The sequence below is a fragment of the Pseudomonas sp. 910_23 genome, from assembly GCF_052850795.1.
The window spans coordinates 77,473-97,016 of record NZ_VXCZ01000014.1 but is presented as its reverse complement, the minus strand read 5'-3'; the positions used below and the strand labels follow the sequence as shown (position 1 = coordinate 97,016).

The 19,544-nt window shown below is 60.4% G+C and carries 17 protein-coding genes; 10 read left to right on the top strand and 7 right to left on the bottom strand.

Features of this window, described 5'->3' with window-relative positions; genetic code table 11:
* Positions 1–73: 73 nt before the first annotated feature.
* The 6 genes from FW800_RS17695 to FW800_RS17670 all read left to right on the top strand — a co-directional run bounded on the left by FW800_RS17695 (position 74) and on the right by FW800_RS17670 (position 6,230).
* The gene (locus FW800_RS17695) at positions 74–376 is read left to right on the top strand and encodes a DUF3649 domain-containing protein (RefSeq protein ID WP_032877631.1); all 303 of its coding nucleotides are present in this window, start codon (positions 74–76) and stop codon (positions 374–376) included.
* Entirely contained in the window at positions 373–1,947 is a 1,575-nt protein-coding gene (locus FW800_RS17690) for a PepSY-associated TM helix domain-containing protein (protein WP_446438129.1), read from the top strand. Before FW800_RS17695 ends, FW800_RS17690 begins: the two co-directional genes overlap by 4 nt.
* On the top strand, positions 1,947–2,273 hold the full coding sequence (locus tag FW800_RS17685) for a DUF3325 domain-containing protein (protein WP_446438128.1): 327 nt from the start codon (positions 1,947–1,949) through the stop codon (positions 2,271–2,273). Before FW800_RS17690 ends, FW800_RS17685 begins: the two co-directional genes overlap by 1 nt.
* 7 nt (positions 2,274–2,280) lie before the next feature.
* The gene (locus tag FW800_RS17680; RefSeq protein ID WP_122736146.1) at positions 2,281–2,859 is read left to right on the top strand and encodes an RNA polymerase sigma factor; all 579 of its coding nucleotides are present in this window, start codon (positions 2,281–2,283) and stop codon (positions 2,857–2,859) included.
* The gene (locus FW800_RS17675; protein ID WP_446438127.1) at positions 2,856–3,833 is read left to right on the top strand and encodes a FecR family protein; all 978 of its coding nucleotides are present in this window, start codon (positions 2,856–2,858) and stop codon (positions 3,831–3,833) included. The genes FW800_RS17680 and FW800_RS17675 overlap by 4 nt, the downstream gene beginning before the upstream one ends.
* 156 nt (positions 3,834–3,989) lie before the next feature.
* Positions 3,990–6,230, top strand: coding sequence for a TonB-dependent receptor domain-containing protein (locus FW800_RS17670; protein WP_446438126.1), 2,241 nt, complete (start codon positions 3,990–3,992; stop codon positions 6,228–6,230).
* Between the two features lie 136 nt (positions 6,231–6,366).
* Here FW800_RS17670 and FW800_RS17665 read toward each other — a convergent pair whose 3' ends face one another.
* Positions 6,367–6,717, bottom strand: a complete 351-nt coding sequence (locus FW800_RS17665; RefSeq protein ID WP_446438125.1) for a glutaredoxin family protein — start codon at positions 6,715–6,717, stop codon at positions 6,367–6,369.
* The gene (gene yejK, locus FW800_RS17660) at positions 6,717–7,721 is read right to left on the bottom strand and encodes a nucleoid-associated protein YejK (protein ID WP_003171997.1); all 1,005 of its coding nucleotides are present in this window, start codon (positions 7,719–7,721) and stop codon (positions 6,717–6,719) included. The genes FW800_RS17665 and yejK overlap by 1 nt, the downstream gene beginning before the upstream one ends.
* Positions 7,722–8,118: 397 nt before the next feature.
* Between yejK and FW800_RS17655 the strand changes: the two genes are divergently transcribed.
* Positions 8,119–8,400, top strand: a complete 282-nt coding sequence (locus tag FW800_RS17655; protein ID WP_005785131.1) for an HU family DNA-binding protein — start codon at positions 8,119–8,121, stop codon at positions 8,398–8,400.
* A gap of 78 nt (positions 8,401–8,478) precedes the next feature.
* On the opposite strand, the gene rlmF is transcribed toward FW800_RS17655, so the two are convergent.
* From rlmF to FW800_RS17630, 5 genes are all read right to left on the bottom strand, one after another.
* On the bottom strand, positions 8,479–9,498 hold the full coding sequence (gene rlmF, locus FW800_RS17650) for a 23S rRNA (adenine(1618)-N(6))-methyltransferase RlmF (protein WP_446438124.1): 1,020 nt from the start codon (positions 9,496–9,498) through the stop codon (positions 8,479–8,481).
* A gap of 204 nt (positions 9,499–9,702) precedes the next feature.
* Positions 9,703–12,549, bottom strand: coding sequence for a valine--tRNA ligase (locus FW800_RS17645; protein WP_032877623.1), 2,847 nt, complete (start codon positions 12,547–12,549; stop codon positions 9,703–9,705).
* A 212-nt stretch (positions 12,550–12,761) separates the two neighbouring features.
* Positions 12,762–13,136: a hypothetical protein gene (locus FW800_RS17640; RefSeq protein WP_005785135.1), complete on the bottom strand. Its 375-nt coding sequence runs from the start codon at positions 13,134–13,136 to the stop codon at positions 12,762–12,764.
* An 8-nt stretch (positions 13,137–13,144) separates the two neighbouring features.
* On the bottom strand, positions 13,145–13,573 hold the full coding sequence (locus FW800_RS17635; protein ID WP_005785137.1) for a DNA polymerase III subunit chi: 429 nt from the start codon (positions 13,571–13,573) through the stop codon (positions 13,145–13,147).
* Between the two features lie 51 nt (positions 13,574–13,624).
* A complete protein-coding gene (locus tag FW800_RS17630) occupies positions 13,625–15,115 on the bottom strand; it encodes a leucyl aminopeptidase (protein ID WP_446438123.1) in 1,491 nt (496 codons plus the stop codon).
* A 284-nt stretch (positions 15,116–15,399) separates the two neighbouring features.
* Here FW800_RS17630 and lptF point away from each other — a divergent pair, with 284 nt between their 5' ends.
* From lptF to lepA, 3 genes are all read left to right on the top strand, one after another.
* Positions 15,400–16,518 carry an LPS export ABC transporter permease LptF gene (lptF, locus tag FW800_RS17625; protein WP_446438122.1) on the top strand — a complete coding sequence of 373 codons (1,119 nt, stop codon included), beginning with the start codon at positions 15,400–15,402 and terminating at the stop codon, positions 16,516–16,518.
* Positions 16,511–17,590, top strand: a complete 1,080-nt coding sequence (lptG, locus tag FW800_RS17620; protein ID WP_032877620.1) for an LPS export ABC transporter permease LptG — start codon at positions 16,511–16,513, stop codon at positions 17,588–17,590. Before lptF ends, lptG begins: the two co-directional genes overlap by 8 nt.
* A gap of 151 nt (positions 17,591–17,741) precedes the next feature.
* Positions 17,742–19,541 (top strand): translation elongation factor 4, encoded by a 1,800-nt coding sequence (gene lepA, locus FW800_RS17615; protein ID WP_032877619.1) that lies wholly within the window; start codon positions 17,742–17,744, stop codon positions 19,539–19,541.
* The last annotated feature ends 3 nt before the right edge of the window (positions 19,542–19,544 follow it).

Below are 19,544 nucleotides of genomic sequence, written 5' to 3'. Positions count from 1 at the left end.
TTCATCCGTTCTCTTTTGCTTATGAGAATATTTATCATTAATATTGCGCGTTGATGAACTTGGCGCCTGCCGCATGAAAAGCAAAACCGCATTGCCCATTTCCTATCGCCTCGCCGTCACCTCGCGCGTGCTGGCGGCTGTGATCGGTGGTTACTTGATGGCCTCCCTGGCCGCCATCTGCCTGGCGCTCTGGTTGCCCACTTCCCGCGCCGATGCGGTGGTCACCGGCATGATGAGTTCGTTTGTGTTCTACCTGTTGGCGGTGCTCTGGTGTTTTGCTTGCCGCACGGCCTGGCGCGCCTGGGCCGGGGTGATGGTGCCAAGTGCGCTGTTCGCCACGTTGGCCGGCGTTGGTTTCTGGGTGGCGCGCACATGAAAGAGGGCTTTCGCCAGGCCATGGCCTGGCTGCATACCTGGGCCGGATTGATCTTCGGCTGGCTGCTGTTTGCGATTTTCCTGACCGGCACCCTGGCCTATTTCAAAGACGAAATTACCCACTGGATGCAGCCCGAAGTGCAGGCCCATCCCCTGGACGACGGGCGTAGCCTTGCCGTAGCCCAGAATTACCTGCAACAACAGGCGCCCACGGCCGCACGCTGGTTCATTACCTTGCCTACCCATCGTGATCCCGGCCTGTCCGTGATGTGGCAAGACAAGGTCGAGCCCGGCAAGCGCGGCACCTTCATTCAGAAAACCCTCGACCCGGTCAGCGGCCAACCCGTCCAGGCCCGCGACAGCAAGGGCGGCGAGTTCTTCTATCGGTTCCACTTCCAGTTGCAGATGCCTTACCCGTGGGGCCGCTGGCTGTCGACCATCGCCGCCATGGTGATGTTGGTCGCGCTGATCACCGGCATCATCACCCACAAGAAAATCTTCAAGGACTTCTTCACTTTCCGCCCGCGCAAAGGTCAGCGCTCCTGGCTCGATGGGCACAACGCGGTGGGCGTGCTGGTGCTGCCGTTTCACCTGATGATCACCTACAGCAGCCTGGTGATTTTCATGAACATGGTCATGCCCGCGCCCATCATGGCGTCCTATGGCGACGACAGCCGGGCGTTCTTCGATGAGTTGTTCCCCGCTACCAACAATGCGCCCGCCCTCGGCCAGCCCGGTCAGTTGCTGCCGTTACTGCCGATGTACCAGCAGGCGCGCGAGCAGTGGGCTGGCGGCCATGTGGGGCGGCTGGCGGTCAATAACCCTGGCGATGTCAACGCCTCGGTGAATGTGTTTCGCGCCGGCTCCGACAGCGTGGTGCACGCCTTTGGCAATACCCTGTCGTTCAACGGCACCACTGGCGAGCTGTTGCGGGCCAGTGGCGAGCCGTCTTTGCCTGCGGTGATTGGTGGCAGTTTCTATGGTTTGCACATGGGGCATTTTGCCGGTCCCGTGCTGCGTTGGTTGTACTTTATCTGCGGCCTGGCGGGCACGGCGATGATTGGCACGGGGCTGGTGATCTGGCTCGGCAAGCGCCAGCTCAAGCATGCCAAAACTTCGGTGATGCCGTTTGAACTGCGGTTGGTGGAAGTGTTGAACATTGCCAGCATGTCCGGGCTGATGATCGCCATCGCTGCGTTTTTCTGGGCCAACCGACTGTTGCCGGTGAGTTTCGCCGAGCGTTCCGACTGGGAAGTACAAGCGTTCTTTATCGCCTGGGGCCTGAGCCTGTTGCACGCCATGTTGCGTCGCGGTCGCCAGGGTTGGGTCGAGCAACTGAGCTTCGGCGCGTTGCTGTTTGCGGCGGTCCCACTGCTTAACGCCAGCACCACCTCGCAGCATTTGGGCGTTTCTCTGGTCAATGGCGACTGGGCCATGGCCGGCTTCGACCTGACCTGCCTGGCCAGTGGCGCGTTTCTCGCCTGGGCGGCCTGGAAGATGCACCATCGCACCGCGCCGCAACTCAAGGCCGAACGTGCACGTGGCCTGACGCTCAAGCAGGAGGCCAGCTGATGCTGCTCGCGCTACTGATGTGCTACGCCGGGTTTACTGCGCTATGCCTGTCCACAGACCGTCACCACGGCGAGCTGCTGCACAGCAAACCCACGCCCACTCGGCGCCTGGGGCTGCGCGTGGGCGGTTGGTTGCTGCTGATTGTCGCGATCTGGCCCGCGGTGCTTGCCGCCGGTTGGAGCCAGGGCCTGGTGCAGTGGTGCGCGGTGTTGATGCTCAGCGCCTTGCTGCTGGTGTTGCTGCTGCCTTATCGCCCAAGGCTGACCTTGATCCTGGCGGGCCTGAGCCTGCTGGCCAGCCCTGTTGCGGCATTCGCCCTGTCCTGAGCCTGCCATGATGATCAGTCCACCGCCGGAACCCCAGGACAGCCCGCACACCGATGCGGCCGGTGGGCGTGCGCATTTCCTGCAGGTATTTTTGTCCCAGCGCTCGCAGATGGAGGCACTGGTCAGTCGCCGTGTCGGTTGCCGCGCCACCGCGGCCGACCTGGTGCAGGATTTGTTCCTGCGTTTCTGGCGCCGCCCCCTGGTGCAGGTCGAAGAGCTCAGTACCTACTTGCTGCGCTGCGCGGGCAATATCGCCATTGACCATTTGCGCACTGAAGGCGCCCGAGTGCGCAGCAATGAAGGCTGGTTGCCGGAGCAACAAGACAATCAGAGGTGCGAGCTCCAGGCGGCGCTGGAGGCCGGCAATGATCTGCGCCATGTCGAAGCCGCCTTGCGCAGCTTGCCCGAGCGCACCCGGCAGATTTTCCTGCTCAACCGCATCCACGGTCGCAAATATGCAGAGATCGCCAAGGCCATGGGGCTGTCCCAAAGTGCCGTGGAAAAACATATGATGCGCGCCCTCGAAGCCTGCAAGGCCAGCCTTCGCGAACCACCGCCTCCACGCACGCCAGGGAAAGCACCGTGAACGTTACGCCCACACCCGCTCAGGAACAGGCCGCGCTTGCCTGGCTGAGCCTGTTGCATGATCAGCCCAGCAGCGGCGACCAGGCTACTTTCAGCCGCTGGCTGCGCGCTGATCCCGCGCATGTCGAGGCCTACGCCCAGGCCCAGGTGCTGTGGGAGTTGAGCGAAGTGCCGGCACGCCAACTGGCCGATGAGGATGCGCTGGCCTTGCAGGGTTACCTCAACAAGATCAACACCTCCAAGCGTTCACGTGGGGTGCGTTGGTCCGGCGCCCTGGCGATGGCCGCAAGCCTGCTGCTGATGGTGGCGATGGGCGCCGGTTGGCAGCCGTCGCGCTGGGTCGATGAGTTAGGTGCCGATTACGTGACGGCGGCGGGGGAGGTGAAGACCTTTACCCTGGCAGATCAATCCCAGGTCACCCTCGACGCCGACAGCGCCATTGCCGTGGATTTCAGCCATGGCGAGCGGCATATCCAACTGCGTCGCGGTGCGGGATTTTTCAGTGTGACCCACACGGGCCAGCCTTTCGTGGTGGAGGCGGGTGGTGGTCAAGCGCGGGTGCTGGGCACCCAGTTTGAAGTGCGCCTGCAACCTGCCGGGGCAGAGGTCACCGTGTTATCCGGACGGGTTGGCGTGACGCCATCCAGACAGGGCCTGCAACGGGTACTGGCTGCAGGTCAGCAAGTGGCCTATGCCGACGGCGTAGCCGACACTCTGCACGCTGTCGACAGCCAGTCACGCCTGGCCTGGCGTGACGGCTGGCTCAATTACTACAAGGCGCCGCTGGCGGATGTGGTCAAGGACCTGAGCCGTTATTACCCGGGCCGCATCGTGTTGCTTAACGATGAGATGGGCGCCAGGCGCGTCAGCGGCAGCTTTCCAAGCAAGGATCCGCAGGCGGTGTTGAATGCGCTGCAAGCGGTGCTCGGCTTTGAACAACACTCGCTGCTGGGGCGCATGATCGTGTTGCGCTAGGCCCACGGCGCGCTTCACCAAACCTTCATCGCAATCGCCAAAACCTGTCACCAAACGGTTACACGTGCCGTGGATCATCCCTGGGTTCCTGAACAAGTGGTCAGGAAGAGCACCTCTGCCCCATACAACACAACAATGTCAGTAAGGGATCTACACGTGAACTACAACACTCTTTATGCCCTGCTTATGGCATCGGGCCTGGGCGGCTTTGCGCCGCTGGTTCTGGCCGATGACACACAGGATGTGGGGTCGGTGAACGTTACCGGCAAGCAGACCCTGGGCAACGGCCATATGATCCGCGAAGAAAGTGCCAAGGCGCGTTCCACGGTCACCAAAGAAGCCATGGATGAAATGTCGGGCACCGCCAACGCCATCGACAAGCTCAAGTACACCCCGGGCATCAACGTTTCCAGTGATGACGCCAGCGGCACCAGCGGCACCACCTTCACCATGCGCGGCATGAGTTCGGACCAGGTCGGGGTTTCGGTCGACGGCGTGCCAATCAACGACTCGGGCAACTACAGCGTGTATTCCAACCAGCTGGGTGACCCGGAAAACCTCGCCGAAGTGTTCGCCACCCAAGGCTCTTCCGAGGCAGACGGCCCGCACATTGGCTCCAGCGGCGGCAACATCGGCATGATCACTGTCCGGCCGACCAAGGATGCCGGGGTATTCGCCAAGCAGATCGTAGGTGCCAACGCCCTGCGCAAGACGTTTGTGCGGGCTAATACCGGCGATTTTGGCGGCCTGAAAACCTGGGTCTCGGCGTCGCATCTGGAAGGCGACAAGTGGCGCGGCAAGGGCACTCTGCGCAGCGACAAGATCGAGTGGAGCAGCTTGTTCGAAGATGACAACGGCAATTCCACACTGGCCACGGTCAAGTACAACAAACAGGAAAACTACAACTACAACAGCCTGAGCAAATCACAGTTTGACACGGAGGGGCGGCGCAAGGACTACGCCGAAAGCCCGGTGTACAAGGCAGGTCTGTTGTCTGCGTCCTACAAGCTCAACCGCAACCCCTTCGAAAGCGTAAACGCCACGCTGACCCAGCGCTGGCAATTGCAAGACAACCTGTCGCTGACAGTCACGCCGTACTACTACTGGTCCAACGGCGGCAGCTTCAGCGGCCAGACCGCCTCCAACCTGGGGCCAAAGTCTGACAAGGCCGGCAACTACGACCTGAGTAACCTGCAATCGGCCAACTATTACCGCCCTTCATGGACCGAGACCTGGCGCCCGGGCGTCACGGCCAAAATGAAGTGGGACATCAACGAAGCGCACAGTCTGGACTACGGCTACTGGTATGAACGCGCACGCCAGCGCCAGACCCAGCCATTTATCGGGATCAACGGCGAGGGCGCACCCGATGATGTGTGGGGCGATTACAACAGCGGCGGGCAGGTGGTCGACAAGAATGGCGCCACTGTACAAGGCCGCCACTATTACACCGTCACCCCGGCGCAGAAACTCTGGGTACAGGACAACTGGCAAGCCACGCCGGACCTGAGTTTTGTCGCGGGCCTGGCCTACCAATACGTCGAGCGCGACGGCAACAATCTCGGCAGCCTCTACGACAAAGCGGAAAAACGTAACACCCGTTACCATCAGTTCCTGCCCAACTTCAGCGCCAAGTACCAGGTCGATGAAAGCAACCAGGCGTTCTACAACGTCACTCGCAATATGCGCACGCCTCCCAACTACGTGCTGTACAACAAGGGCGACTCCGTCAGCCTCAAGTCCGAATTGAGCTGGAACCAGGAACTGGGCTGGCGCTACACCGAAGACGACATGGCGCTGAGTGCGACCTTGTTCTATATCAGTTTCAAGGATCGCCAGGTGTCGACCACCGACGCCAGCGGTGACTACATGGTGCTTAACGTCGGCAGCGTCGATAACAAGGGCCTGGAGCTGGAGTGGAGTGGCTTGTTGCCGCACAACTTCAACTACTACGCCTCGTACACCTACACCCAGTCCGAGCAGAAGGACGACCTGCTCAGTAAGAATGTGCTGCTGCCAACCTCGGGCAAGCAACTGGCCAACGTGCCGGAAAACATGTTCAACCTGGTGCTCGGGTACGACGACTCGCGGTTTTACGGCAACGTCGCGGGCAAGTATGTCGGCAGCTTCTATGGTGATTTGACCAACAAGGAGAAGATCGAAGGCCGTACGGTGTTTGACCTCAATGCCGGTATTTACTTGCCGGTGGACAAGAGGGTCATCAAGTCGGCGACCCTGCGCCTGTCGATGCTCAATGTCTTCGACAAGGAATACTTGAGTTCGGCGCGTACCGTGGCGTTCAACTCGGCGCCGGTCAACGGGTTGGGGGCGAGTACGGCGTATTACAACGTGGGCGAGGAGCGTACAGCGATGGTGTCGCTGGAAGCCAACTTCTAAGACCACCACAAAACCAAATGTGGGAGGGGGCTTGCTCCCGATAGCGGTGAATCAGTCATCATTTTCATTGATTGGCACACTGCTATCGGGAGCAAGCCCCCTCCCACATTTGATCCACGGTGTTTCAGGAATCAGGTTATTTCAGCGCCGCCATGATCGCATCCGGGTTGTAGTCGCGAATCAAAGTCCCGTTCACATCCACAAACGGAATCCCACCCCCACCCAGCGCCTCATACGCCTTGCGCGCCTGGGCATCCTTCTCGATATCGACGGCCTGGTACGGGATACCCCTCTGGTCCAGAAAACGCCGGATCTGCTTGCAGTACCCACACCACTCGGTGGCATAGAGCACCACACGCGCAGAGGTGCGTACCTGCTCCGAAACCACCTGGGACGGGTTGAACACCCGCTCGATCTTGCCCCAGTTCTGGATCGCGACTACCACCAGCAACACCAGCAGGACTTTCTTTAAAACCCCGCCCAGCATCAATTACGGCGCTTGAGCTGATCGGTCAGTTGGGTCGGCAGGCCCTTTATGATCAAGGTGCCGGCGGCTTCGTCGTATTCGATCTTGTCGCCCAGCAGGTGCGCTTCAAAGCTGATGGACAAGCCCTCGGCGCGCCCGGTGAAGCGGCGGAACTGGTTGAGAGTGCGTTTGTCGGCCGGAATCTCCGGCGACAGGCCGTAATCCTTGTTGCGGATATGGTCGTAGAACGCTTTTGGCCGATCTTCATCGATCAGGCCGGAGAGTTCTTCCAGGCCCATGGGTTCGCCGAGCTTGGCCTGGCTGCTGGCGTAGTCCACCAGAGTCTTGGTCTTTTCGCGGGCGGATTCGTCAGGCAGGTCTTCGCTTTCAACGAAGTCACTGAACGCCTTGAGCAGGGTGCGGGTTTCGCCCGGGCCGTCGACGCCTTCCTGGCAACCGATAAAGTCGCGGAAGTACTCCGAGACCTTCTTGCCGTTCTTGCCCTTGATAAAGGAGATGTATTGCTTGGACTGCTTGTTGTTCTGCCACTCGGAGACGTTGATGCGCGCCGCCAGGTGCAACTGGCCCAGGTCCAGGTGGCGCGAGGGCGTCACGTCCAGCTCGTCGGTGACTGCCACGCCTTCGCTGTGGTGCAGCAGGGCGATGGCCAGGTAGTCGGTCATGCCTTGTTGGTAATGGGCAAACAGCACATGGCCGCCGGTGGAGAGGTTGGACTCCTCCATCAGCTTCTGCAGGTGTTCCACCGCAGTGCGGCTGAAGGTGGTGAAGTCCTGGCCACCGTCAAAGTACTCCTTCAACCAGCCGCTGAACGGATGCGCGCCGGACTCGGCGTGGAAGAAACCCCAGGCCTTGCCTTGTTTGGCGTTGTAGCTCTCGTTGAGGTCGGCAAGCATGTTCTCGATGGCGGCCGACTCGGACAGTTCGGAGTCGCGGGCATGGAGCACTGCGGGGGTGCCGTCGGGTTTTTTGTCGATCAGGTGGACGATGCAATGACGGATCGGCATAGGCTTCTCGGCTGGTTGAAGGGGGAGGGGGCGGCCTCCCCGAAAAGTCGCCCAGTGTACCGCACCCATTGGCCGTGACGTGCCCCGAAGGGCATTTTGGATGCCCTCCGACTGCCCATATGCCTTTTTTTCACGGTTTAGAGCGATAAAGCTGACCAAATGGGTATGTTGAGGCGGATATTTCCCCGTCTCTGTGCTAGTTTTGCCCCGTCTTACGCCAAGTCTCGGCGTTAAGCGTGCATTCAGCATTTGTCAGGTCGAACCAATCCCCGTTTCAAGCATCTATAACCCCGATCTCCGTGGTTATAGCCGGGGATGCCAGGCCATGACGGTCAGGCTCGACGGCTGACACTGCACTCTGCAATCCATATGAATTTGATAGGGAAGGAACACCACAATGGCTTTGACTAAAGACCAACTGATCGCTGATATCGCTGAAGCTATCGACGCGCCAAAAACCACCGCGCGCGCTGCTCTGGACCAACTGGGCCAGATCGTTGCTGATCAGCTGGAAAATGGCGGCGAAATCACTCTGCCAGGCATTGGCAAGCTGAAAGTAACCGAGCGTCCTGCCCGTACTGGCCGTAACCCTTCGACTGGCGCTGCCATCGAAATCGCTGCCAAGAAAGTTATCAAGCTGGTTGTGGCTAAAGGCCTGACCGACGCTGTTAACAAGTAAGACGCAGTAAAAAAAACCGTGCTCCGGAGTGATCCGGGCACGGTTTTTTGTTGCCTGCGGTTTTATTGTGATGAAAGGTTAGTCGCGCACCCAGCGCTGGCGCCAGATCTGCTGCTCATTCTTGGTCTGGAACGTCCAGGCCACAAACCGGCTTTGCTTCTGCCCCTGAGACATCTCTACCACCTGGCTTTCCAGCACGCCGGCTTTTTTCAGCGCCGTTTCGATCGCAGGCAAGTTGGACGCTTTTGACACCAGGGTGCTGAACCACAACACCTTGTGGGCAAAATGCGAGCTCTCGGCGATCAACTGCGTTACAAAGCGTGCTTCGCCGCCTTCACACCACAGTTCAGCCGATTGGCCGCCAAAGTTGAGTACCGGCAACTTGCGTTTCGGATCCGCCTTGCCCAGGGCACGCCACTTGCGCTCGCTGCCCTTGGTGGCTTCATCCATGGATGCATGGAACGGCGGGTTGCACATGGTCAGGTCAAAGCGTTCGCCCGGCTCCAGCAAGCCCAGCAGGATCTGCTTGGGGTTGGGCTGCTGGCGCAGCTGGATAACCTTGCTCAGGTCGTTGGACTGCACGATGGCCCTGGCGGCGCTCACGGCGATAGGGTCGACCTCCGAGCCCAGGAAGTTCCAGCGATACTCCATGTAGCCAATCAGCGGGTAGACGCAGTTGGCGCCCATGCCGATATCCAGCACCTTGACGATCGAGCCACGCGGGATCTTGCCGTCGTTGACGCTGGCCAGCAGGTCGGCGAGGAAGTGCACATAGTCGGCACGCCCCGGTACCGGCGGGCACAGGTAATCGGCCGGGATGTCCCAATGCTGGATGCCATAGAACGACTTGAGCAACGCCCGGTTGAACACCCGCACCGCGTCCGGGCTGGCGAAGTCGATGCTTTCCTTGCCATAGGGGTTGATGATCACGAATTTCGCCAGTTCCGGCGTGGTCTTGATCAGCGCCGGGAAGTCGTAACGGCCCGTGTGGCGGTTGCGCGGGTGCAGGGTGGCCTCTTTGCGCGGTACCACGGGCTTGGCCGGGGTAGCGGATTTAGGCTTCTTGCGCGAAGGTTTAGGCGTAGTGGGGGCGGTCATGATGATTCTGGTGTTGGCTCAAAGTGGCGGCCATTGTCACACATCCTGAGCTCAACCCGGTCAAATGTGGGAGGGGGCTTGCTCCCGATAGCGGTGTGACAGTCAAAAATATTGAGACTGATACACCGCTATCGGGAGCAAGCCCCCTCCCACAGAGGCAAAAAAAAGAGACCCGAAGGTCTCTTTCTTTACGCGACTCAAGCCTTACAGGCTGGAAATCCGCGCATGTTGCTCGGCCAGTTTGCCCAAAGCCTGTTCAGCTTCGGCCAACTTGGCGCGTTCTTTCTCGATCACCTCCGCCGGCGCCTTGTCGACGAATGCCGCGTTGGACAGCTTACCGCCCACGCGTTGCACTTCGCCTTGCAGGCGTGCGATTTCCTTGTCGAGACGGGCCAGTTCGGCGCCCTTGTCGATCAGGCCGGCCATTGGCACCAGCACTTCCATGTCGCCCACCAATGCAGTGGCGGACAGCGGCGCTTCGGCATCGGCAGCCAATACGGTGATCGACTCCAGCTTGGCCAGCTTCTTGAGCAGCGCGTCGTTCTCGCCGAGACGGCGCTGATCTTCGGCACTGGCGTTCTTCACGAACACGGCCAGTGGCTTGCCCGGCCCGATGTTCATTTCGGCGCGGATGTTGCGCGTGCCGAGCATCAGGGTCTTGAGCCATTCGATATCGCTTTCGGCGGCCTCATCGATGCGCGCTTCATTGGCCACCGGCCAAGGTTGCAGCATGATGGTCTTGCCTTCGATACCGGCCAGCGGCGCCAGGCGCTGCCAGATTTCTTCGGTGATGAACGGCATGAACGGATGCGCCAGGCGCAATGCCACTTCCAGTACGCGCACCAGGGTGCGGCGAGTGCCGCGCTGGCGTTCGACCGGGGCGTTTTCGTCCCACAGCACCGGCTTGGACAGTTCCAGGTACCAGTCGCAATACTGGTTCCAGATGAACTCGTACAAGGCCTGTGCGGCCAGGTCGAAACGGAACTGGTCGAGCTGGCGGGTCACTTCGGCTTCGGTGCGTTGCAACTGCGAGATGATCCAGCGATCAGCCAGGCTCAACTCATAGGCTTCGCCGTTCTGGCCGCAGTCTTCGCCTTTATCCAGTACGTAGCGCGCAGCGTTCCAGATCTTGTTGCAGAAGTTGCGATAGCCTTCGACGCGGCCCATGTCGAACTTGATGTCGCGACCGGTAGAGGCCAGCGAGCAGAAGGTGAAGCGCAGGGCGTCGGTGCCGTAGCTGGCGATGCCGTCGGCGAATTCGTCGCGGGTCTGCTTCTCGATCTTTTTCGCCAGTTTTGGCTGCATCAGGCCCGAGGTGCGTTTCTGCACCAGGGTTTCCAGGTCGATGCCGTCGATGATGTCCAGCGGGTCCAGGACGTTGCCCTTGGACTTGGACATCTTCTGGCCCTGGCCGTCGCGTACCAGGCCGTGTACGTACACGGTCTTGAACGGTACCTGCGGGGTGCCGTCTTCGTTTTTCACCAAATGCATGGTGAGCATGATCATCCGGGCAACCCAGAAGAAAATGATATCGAAGCCGGTGACCAGCACGTCGGTGGAGTGGAATTTCTTCAGGAATTCGGTCTGCTGCGGCCAACCCAGGGTGGAGAACGTCCACAGGCCCGAGCTGAACCAGGTGTCGAGTACGTCGTTGTCCTGTTGCAGCGCGATGTCGGCGCCGAGGTTGTGCTTGGCACGCACTTCGGCTTCGTCGCGGCCTACATAGACTTTGCCCGACTCGTCATACCAGGCCGGAATACGATGGCCCCACCACAGCTGACGGCTGATGCACCAATCCTGGATGTCGCGCATCCACGAGAAGTACATGTTTTCGTACTGTTTAGGCACGAACTGGATGCGGCCATCTTCCACGGCGGCGATGGCAGGCTCTGCCAGCGGCTTGGTGGACACGTACCATTGGTCGGTCAGCCACGGTTCGATCACGGTGCCGGAGCGATCGCCCTTCGGCACTTTCAGGCCGTGGTCGTCGACGCTGACCAGCAAGCCGGCGGCGTCGAAGGCGGCAACGATCTGCTTGCGCGCTTCAAAACGGTCCAGGCCGGCATATTCGGCCGGAATCTTGCCGTCGATGCTGTCGTTCAACGAGCCGTCCAGGTTGAATACCTGGCAGGCCGGCAATACGGCGGCATTCTTGTCGAAGATGTTCAGCAGCGGCAGGTTGTGACGCTTGCCGACTTCATAGTCGTTGAAATCGTGGGCCGGGGTGATTTTCACACAGCCGGTGCCGAATTCAGGATCGCAATAGTCGTCCGCAATGATCGGGATGCGACGGCCAACCAACGGCAGTTCGACGAACTTGCCGATCAGCGCCTGGTAGCGCTCGTCGTTCGGGTTAACGGCCACGGCGGCATCGCCGAGCATGGTTTCCGGACGAGTGGTGGCGACGATCAGGTAGTCGTTGCCTTCAGCTGTCTTGGCGCCATCGGCCAGCGGGTACTTGAGGTTCCACAGGAAACCTTTCTCGTCGTGGTTTTCCACTTCAAGGTCGGAAATGGCCGTGTGCAACTTGGTGTCCCAGTTGACCAGGCGCTTGCCGCGGTAGATCAGGCCGTCTTCGTGCAGGCGCACGAAGGCTTCCTTCACGGCTTCCGACAGGCCGTCGTCCATGGTGAAGCGCTCGCGGCTCCAATCCACGGAGGAGCCCAGGCGACGGATCTGACGGCTGATATTGCCGCCGGACTGATCTTTCCATTCCCAGACTTTCTCCAGGAATTTCTCGCGGCCCAGGTCGTGACGGTTCTGGCCGGTGGCTTCCAGTTGGCGTTCCACCAGCATCTGCGTGGCGATACCAGCGTGGTCGGTGCCCGGCTGCCACAGGGTGTCGCGACCCTGCATACGGCGGAAACGGATCAACGCATCCATGATCGCATTGTTGAAGCCATGGCCCATGTGCAGGCTGCCAGTGACGTTCGGTGGCGGGATCATGATGGTGTACGAGTCGCCCGCACCTTGTGGGGCGAAATAGTTCTCGGACTCCCAGGTGTTGTACCAGGAAGTTTCGATAGCGTGGGGCTGGTAGGTCTTATCCATGCGCGGCGGGACCCTAGTTGGCATTTATTCAGGAAAGCCGGCAAGTATAACGGGGGAGGACGAGGAGGGCGAGTTGAAGACGGACTTAAGGCTGATGCAAAACTAATGTGGGAGGGGGCTTGCTCCCGATTGCTGAGTGTCAGCCACCGAATCATCGGCTGATACAACGCTATCGGGAGCAAGCCCCCTCCCACAGGAAATATCAGTGTCGTTTAGGACTGGTACTGGCTGAGCAACCGCTCCATCCGCGCATCCATCCGACGCTTGATCTCGGCTTCAATATGCGGCGCAAAGTCGTCAATCACATCCTGCATGATCAATTGCGCGGCGGCGCGCAGTTCATTGTCCAGGTGCAGGAGCAGGGCATCGGGGGCTTTTTCTGCGGCGGGAGCGGGTTCTGCAACCACAGGTTCCGGCGCGGCAGGCTTGCCGCTGACCATGTCGAACAGCAGCGGGATCTGTACCTCGCCGTCGGCCGTTTCGGTCAGCAGCGGCGGTTGCAGGTTGTCATCACCCAGCAACTGACGGATCGACTCCAGGTCGTCCAGCAGGTGGTCGTCTTTTTTCAGCGGGTTGGGAGTGTCCATCGTGTGCTCTAAAGTCGTTGTAGCCGGTGATCCTGCAGAGAATAGCCCTGTTCGCGATAGAAACGGAAACTCTCCCGCGCGGCCTGACGAATAGCCGGGTCTTCCACCACCACTTCCGCCACGCGGGCGAAAGCCTTGGCAAAGGCCGGTACTTTCAGGTCCAGGTTGACCAGCAGGTCATGGTGATCGCCGCAACTGTCGCCCACACCCAGGACTACCAGGCTTTCAGGTTCGGATTCGGCGGGGCCGTGGGGCACGAAGCTTTCGCCCTTGAAGCGCCACAGGCGGGCATCCAGCTCATCGCGTTGGGCGGCATCGCTGCAATGCAGGTAGATGCGGTGGCCCATGCGCCAGGCTTTTTCGGTGAGCTTGCAGGCAAAGTCCAGGCGCGCGAGGGGATCGGCGCTGGGCAATATATAGAAGTCGACTTGGGTCATTGCGGTTCCTGAGACCGGGGCGGCGGGATGGTCGCCCCGGCATCTTCAGTTTCAGGCCTTGGCGCGATCCAGCAGGTATTGGGTCAACAGTGGCACCGGACGGCCGGTTGCGCCCTTGTCCTTGCCGCCGCTGGTCCAGGCGGTGCCGGCGATGTCCAGGTGGGCCCAGTTGAAGTTCTTGGCAAAGCGCGACAGGAAGCAGGCCGCCGTAATGGTGCCGGCTTTCGGGCCACCGATGTTGGCGATGTCGGCGAACGGACTGTCCAGTTGTTCCTGGTACTCATCGAACAGCGGCAGTTGCCAGGCGCGGTCGTCGGCAGCCTTGCCGGCGCTGAGCAGTTGCTCGATCAGTTCGTCGTTGTTGCCCAGCAGTCCCGAAGTGTGGGAGCCCAAGGCAACGATGCACGCGCCGGTCAGGGTGGCGATGTCGATCACGGCCTGGGGCTTGAAGCGCTCGGCGTAGGTCAGGGCGTCGCACAGCACCAGGCGGCCTTCGGCGTCGGTGTTGAGGATTTCCACGGTCTGGCCGCTCATGGTCGTGACGATATCGCCCGGGCGGGCCGCGCCGCCGCTCGGCATGTTCTCGGCACAGGCCAGGATGCACACCAGGTTGATCGGCAGCTTGAGTTCCAGCACGGCACGCAGGGTACCGAACACGCTGGCCGCGCCGCCCATGTCGTATTTCATCTCATCCATGCCTGCGCCCGGCTTGAGGCTGATGCCGCCGGTGTCGAAGGTGATGCCTTTACCCACCAGGGCGTAGGGCTTCTCGGATTTCTTGCCGCCGTTGTATTGCATCACGATCAGGCGTGGCGGCTGGTCGCTGCCCTGGCCTACGGCATAGAACGAGCCCATGCCCAGGTCCTTGATCTTCTTTTCATCCAGCACTTCAACCTTCAAGCCCTTGAACTCTTTGCCCAATGCCTTGGCCTGTTCGCCCAGGAATGTCGGGTGGCAGATGTTCGGCGGCAGGTTGCCCAGGTCGCGGGTGAACGACATGCCGTTGGCGATGGCCTGGGCGTGGGTCACGGCGCGCTGAACTTCAGCCTGGGCAGCCTTGATGGTCAGCAGGGTGATTTTCTTCAGGGCGCGGGGTTCGGCCTTCTGGCTCTTGAACTGGTCGAAAATATAGCCGCCGTCCAGCAGCGACTCGGCCAGCAGGCGGGTCTTGCCGTAGCTGTCACGGCCCTTGATCACGATTTCGTCGAGGGCCAGTGCCGCATCGCTGCCGCCCAGGCCCTTGAGGGTGGTGAGGATGCCGCTGATGATCTTGCGCAGTGGACGGTCGCCCAGTTCGGCGTCCTTGCCCACGCCCACCAGCAATACGCGCTCGGCCTTGAGGTTGGGCAGGCTCTGCAGCAGCAGGCTCTGGCCGACTTTGCCGGCCAGGTCGCCGCGCTTGAGGATCGCGCTGATCGCGCCGCCGCTCAGTTCGTCCAGTTGCTTGGCGGCGACGCCGAGTGTGCGGTCTTCGCCGACAGCGACCACGAGGGTGGCGGTTTTCAACGTTTCGGGGCTAACGCTTTTTACAACCAATTCCATGTTCGGGTCCCTTATCAAGGTCTGTGAGCCTGGAGTTTGTACTCAGGCTTGAAGCTCGGCAGCTTGGTAAACCGCCAGCGGACAAAGGCCGCAGTTTGAACCTCGCCGGCGGAGCCTGACAACCCTTGGCGCACGCTTTGTGCGTGCGCATGAGTAAGCTCCGTGACAGGCGCGGTCAATCACAGGATAATGCGCCATCTTTTTAGCCGATCCGTGATAAACGGGTCGTCTCGGTATGCTTGCTTGTTTGGCCGCCTTAGCCTGACAACCCTGGAGTGTCTGGTTTGATCGTCTTCCGTTATCTGTCCCGCGAAGTCCTGTTGACCCTGAGTGCCGTGAGTGCGGTATTGCTGGTCATCATCATGAGTGGTCGTTTCGTCAAGTTCCTGGCTCAAGCCGCCGCAGGCGCCCTGGATCCGGGGTCGTTGTTCTTGATCATGGGCTACCGGATGCCCGGGATGCTGCAGCTGATCCTGCCCCTTGGCCTGTTTCTCGGCATATTGCTGGCCTATGGCCGCTTGTACCTTGAGAGTGAAATGACCGTGCTGTCGGCCACCGGCATGAGCCAGCAACGTTTGCTGGCCATGACCATGGTGCCGGCCGCCGGCGTTGCCCTGGTGGTGGCCTGGTTGAGCATGAGCCTGGCGCCCCAGGGCGCCATGCAGTTCCAGCTGCTGTTGAACAAGCAGGATGCGATGACCGAGTTCGATACCCTCGAGCCCGGGCGCTTCCAGGCCCTCAGTGACGGCACGCGGGTGACTTATACCGAAACCATGACCGATGACCGCTCCAACCTCGGTGGCGTGTTCATTTCCCAGAAAAACCTCGGCCAGAACCAGAAAGACCGTGGCATTACTATTCTGGTGGCCGATAGCGGGCGCCAGGAAATACGCCCCGACGGCAACCGCTACCTGATCCTGGAAAATGGCTACCGCTACGACGGCAGCCCTGGTCTGGCGGACTACCGGGCGATCAAGTACGACACTTATGGCGTCATGCTGCCCAAGCCTGAGATCAGCGGCGAGGTCACCGACCGCGACGCACTGCCGACTGCATCGCTGTTCGGCAGCCAGGAACTGCGCTCCATTGCCGAGCTGCAATGGCGTTTGTCCTTGCCGCTGCTGGTGTTTATCGTAACCTTGATGGCCGTGCCGCTGTCGCGCGTCAACCCGCGCCAGGGGCGTTTCCTCAAGCTGCTGCCGGCGATCCTGCTGTACATGGCCTACCTGACCATCCTGATTTCCGCCCGTGGCTCCCTCGAGAAAGGCAAGTTGCCGCCAGCCCTTGGCCTGTGGTGGGTGCACGGGGTTTTCCTGTTGATCGGCCTGGGGCTGCTCTATTGGGAACCTATCCGTTTGAAAATGAAGAGCCGTCGTGGCCTGAAGGAGTTGGCCCGTGGCTAAGCTTGATCGCTACATAGGCAGCAGCGTACTGATCGCCATCCTGGCGGTACTGGGCATCATTCTTGGCCTGGCCTTGCTGTTCGCCTTCATTGATGAAGTGGGCAACGTCACCGACACCTACACGGTCACGGATGTACTGAGCTACGTGGCACTGACTGCGCCGCGCCGCCTCTACGACATGATGCCGATGGCGGCGCTGATCGGTTGCCTGATCGGCCTGGGCACCCTGGCCAGCAACAGCGAGCTGACCATCATGCGCGCCGCCGGCGTTTCCATTGGTCGTATCGTCTGGGCGGTGATGAAGCCGATGCTGCTGCTGATGGCGTGCAGCGTGCTGATCGGTGAATACGTCGCGCCCCCGGCCGAAGCCACTGCCCAGGCCAATCGCGCCCTGGCCCAAGGCTCGGGCGATGCGCAAAGCGCCAAGCACGGCCTGTGGCACCGCCAGGGTGATGAGTTCATCCACATCAACGCCGTGCAGCCAGGCGGCCTGTTGATCGGTGTCACGCGCTATACCTTCGATAAAGAGCGGCACATGCTGTCCTCCAGCTTCGCCAAGCGCGCGCAATACAATGCCGAGCAATGGCAACTGAGCGACGTCACCACCACCTACTTCCGCAATGTGGGCCAGGGCACCAAGGCCAGCACTGAAGTGGTCAATGCACCGACCGAGCAGTGGGATATCGCCCTGAAGCCGGAACTGCTCAACACCGTGGTGATGGTCCCCGAAGCGCTGCCGATCTCGGGGTTGTGGAGCTACATCCATTACCTCAAGGACCAGGGCCTGAACAACGGCCGCTACTGGCTGGCGTTCTGGGTGAAAGTCCTGCAGCCGGTGGTAACCGCCGCGTTGGTGTTGATGGCGATCTCCTTCATCTTCGGGCCGTTGCGCTCCGTAACCCTGGGCCAGCGGGTATTTACCGGCGTGCTGGTGGGCTTTACCTTCCGCATCGCCCAGGATCTGCTCGGGCCGTCGAGCCTGGTGTTCGGTTTCTCGCCGCTGTTTGCGGTGCTGGTGCCGACGGCCATCTGCGCCGTGGCCGGGTTCTGGCTGCTGCGTCGGGCCGGTTGAAGCTGCGCTTATGCACAAAAAATGCCCCGCTCTCGTGAGTGGGGCATTTTTGTTCTGGTCAGCAAAGATGACGTCTGGCCTGAGCATCAGGTACAATTCCCGGCTATTTTTCAGCGGGCAATCTGCCTGCAGCCTTTTTGAGTGTTGATCCGTGAGTGATTTGAGTCATATCCGCAATTTCTCCATCATCGCCCACATTGACCATGGCAAGTCGACGCTGGCCGATCGATTCATCCAGATGTGCGGCGGCCTTGCCGAGCGTGAAATGGAAGCCCAGGTACTGGACTCCATGGACCTCGAACGCGAACGCGGGATCACCATCAAGGCCCACAGCGTTACTCTGTATTACAAGGCCAAAGACGGCATCACCTACCAGCTGAACTTCATTGACACCCCGGGCCACGTCGACTTCACCTATGAAGTCAGCCGTTCGCTTGCGGCCTGTGAAGGTGCCTTGCTGGTAGTCGACGCCGGCCAGGGCGTCGAGGCGCAGTCGGTTGCCAACTGCTACACCGCGATCGAGCAGGGCCTGGAAGTCATGCCCGTGCTCAACAAGATCGACCTGCCCCAGGCCGAGCCTGAGCGCGTCAAGGAAGAGATCGAGAAGATCATCGGCATCGACGCCACCGACGCCGTCACCTGCAGCGCCAAGACCGGCCTGGGTGTCGACGAAGTACTCGAGCGTCTGGTGCACACCATTCCCGCGCCGACCGGCAACTACGAAGATCCGCTGCAAGCGTTGATCATCGACTCCTGGTTCGACAACTACCTGGGCGTTGTCTCCCTGGTCCGCGTGCGCCATGGCCGTGTGAAGAAGGGCGACAAGATCCTGGTCAAGTCCACCGGCAAGATCCACCTGGTGGACAGCGTCGGTGTATTCAACCCCAAGCACACCGCCACCACTGATCTGAAAGCCGGTGAAGTAGGCTTCATCATCGCCGGTATCAAGGACATCCACGGTGCACCGGTGGGTGACACCCTGACCCTGAGCTCCACGCCCGACGTCGACGTACTGCCCGGCTTCAAGCGTATCCAGCCACAGGTCTACGCCGGCCTGTTCCCGGTCAGCTCCGACGACTTCGAGGATTTTCGCGAAGCGCTGCAAAAGCTGACCCTCAACGACTCGTCGTTGCAGTACACCCCGGAAAGCTCCGACGCCCTGGGCTTCGGCTTCCGCTGCGGGTTTCTGGGCATGCTGCACATGGAAATCATCCAGGAGCGTCTTGAGCGCGAGTACGACCTGGACCTGATCACCACGGCGCCGACCGTTATTTTCGAGCTGTTGCTCAAAACCGGTGAAACGATTTACGTCGACAACCCGTCCAAGCTTCCGGATCTGTCGGCCATCGAAGACATGCGTGAGCCAATCGTGCGGGCCAATATCCTGGTCCCGCAGGAGCACCTGGGCAACGTCATCACCCTGTGTATCGAAAAGCGTGGCGTACAGCGCGACATGCTGTTCCTCGGTACCCAGGTGCAAGTGACCTACGACATGCCGATGAACGAAGTGGTCCTGGACTTCTTCGACCGTCTCAAATCCACCAGTCGCGGCTATGCTTCGCTGGATTACCATTTCGATCGTTACCAATCGGCTAATCTGGTGAAACTGGATGTGCTGATCAACGGCGACAAGGTAGATGCCCTGGCACTGATCGTGCACAAGGACAACGCGCACTACAAAGGTCGCCAACTGACCGAGAAGATGAAAGAACTGATTCCGCGCCAGATGTTCGACGTTGCGATCCAGGCCGCCATTGGCGGGCAGATCATTGCACGGACTTCCGTCAAGGCTCTCAGAAAGAACGTACTGGCCAAATGCTACGGCGGTGACGTAAGCCGTAAGCGCAAGCTGCTTGAGAAGCAAAAGGCCGGTAAAAAACGCATGAAGCAAGTAGGTAACGTGGAAGTTCCACAAGAAGCCTTCCTTGCGGTGCTCAGGTTGGATAGTTAGGTC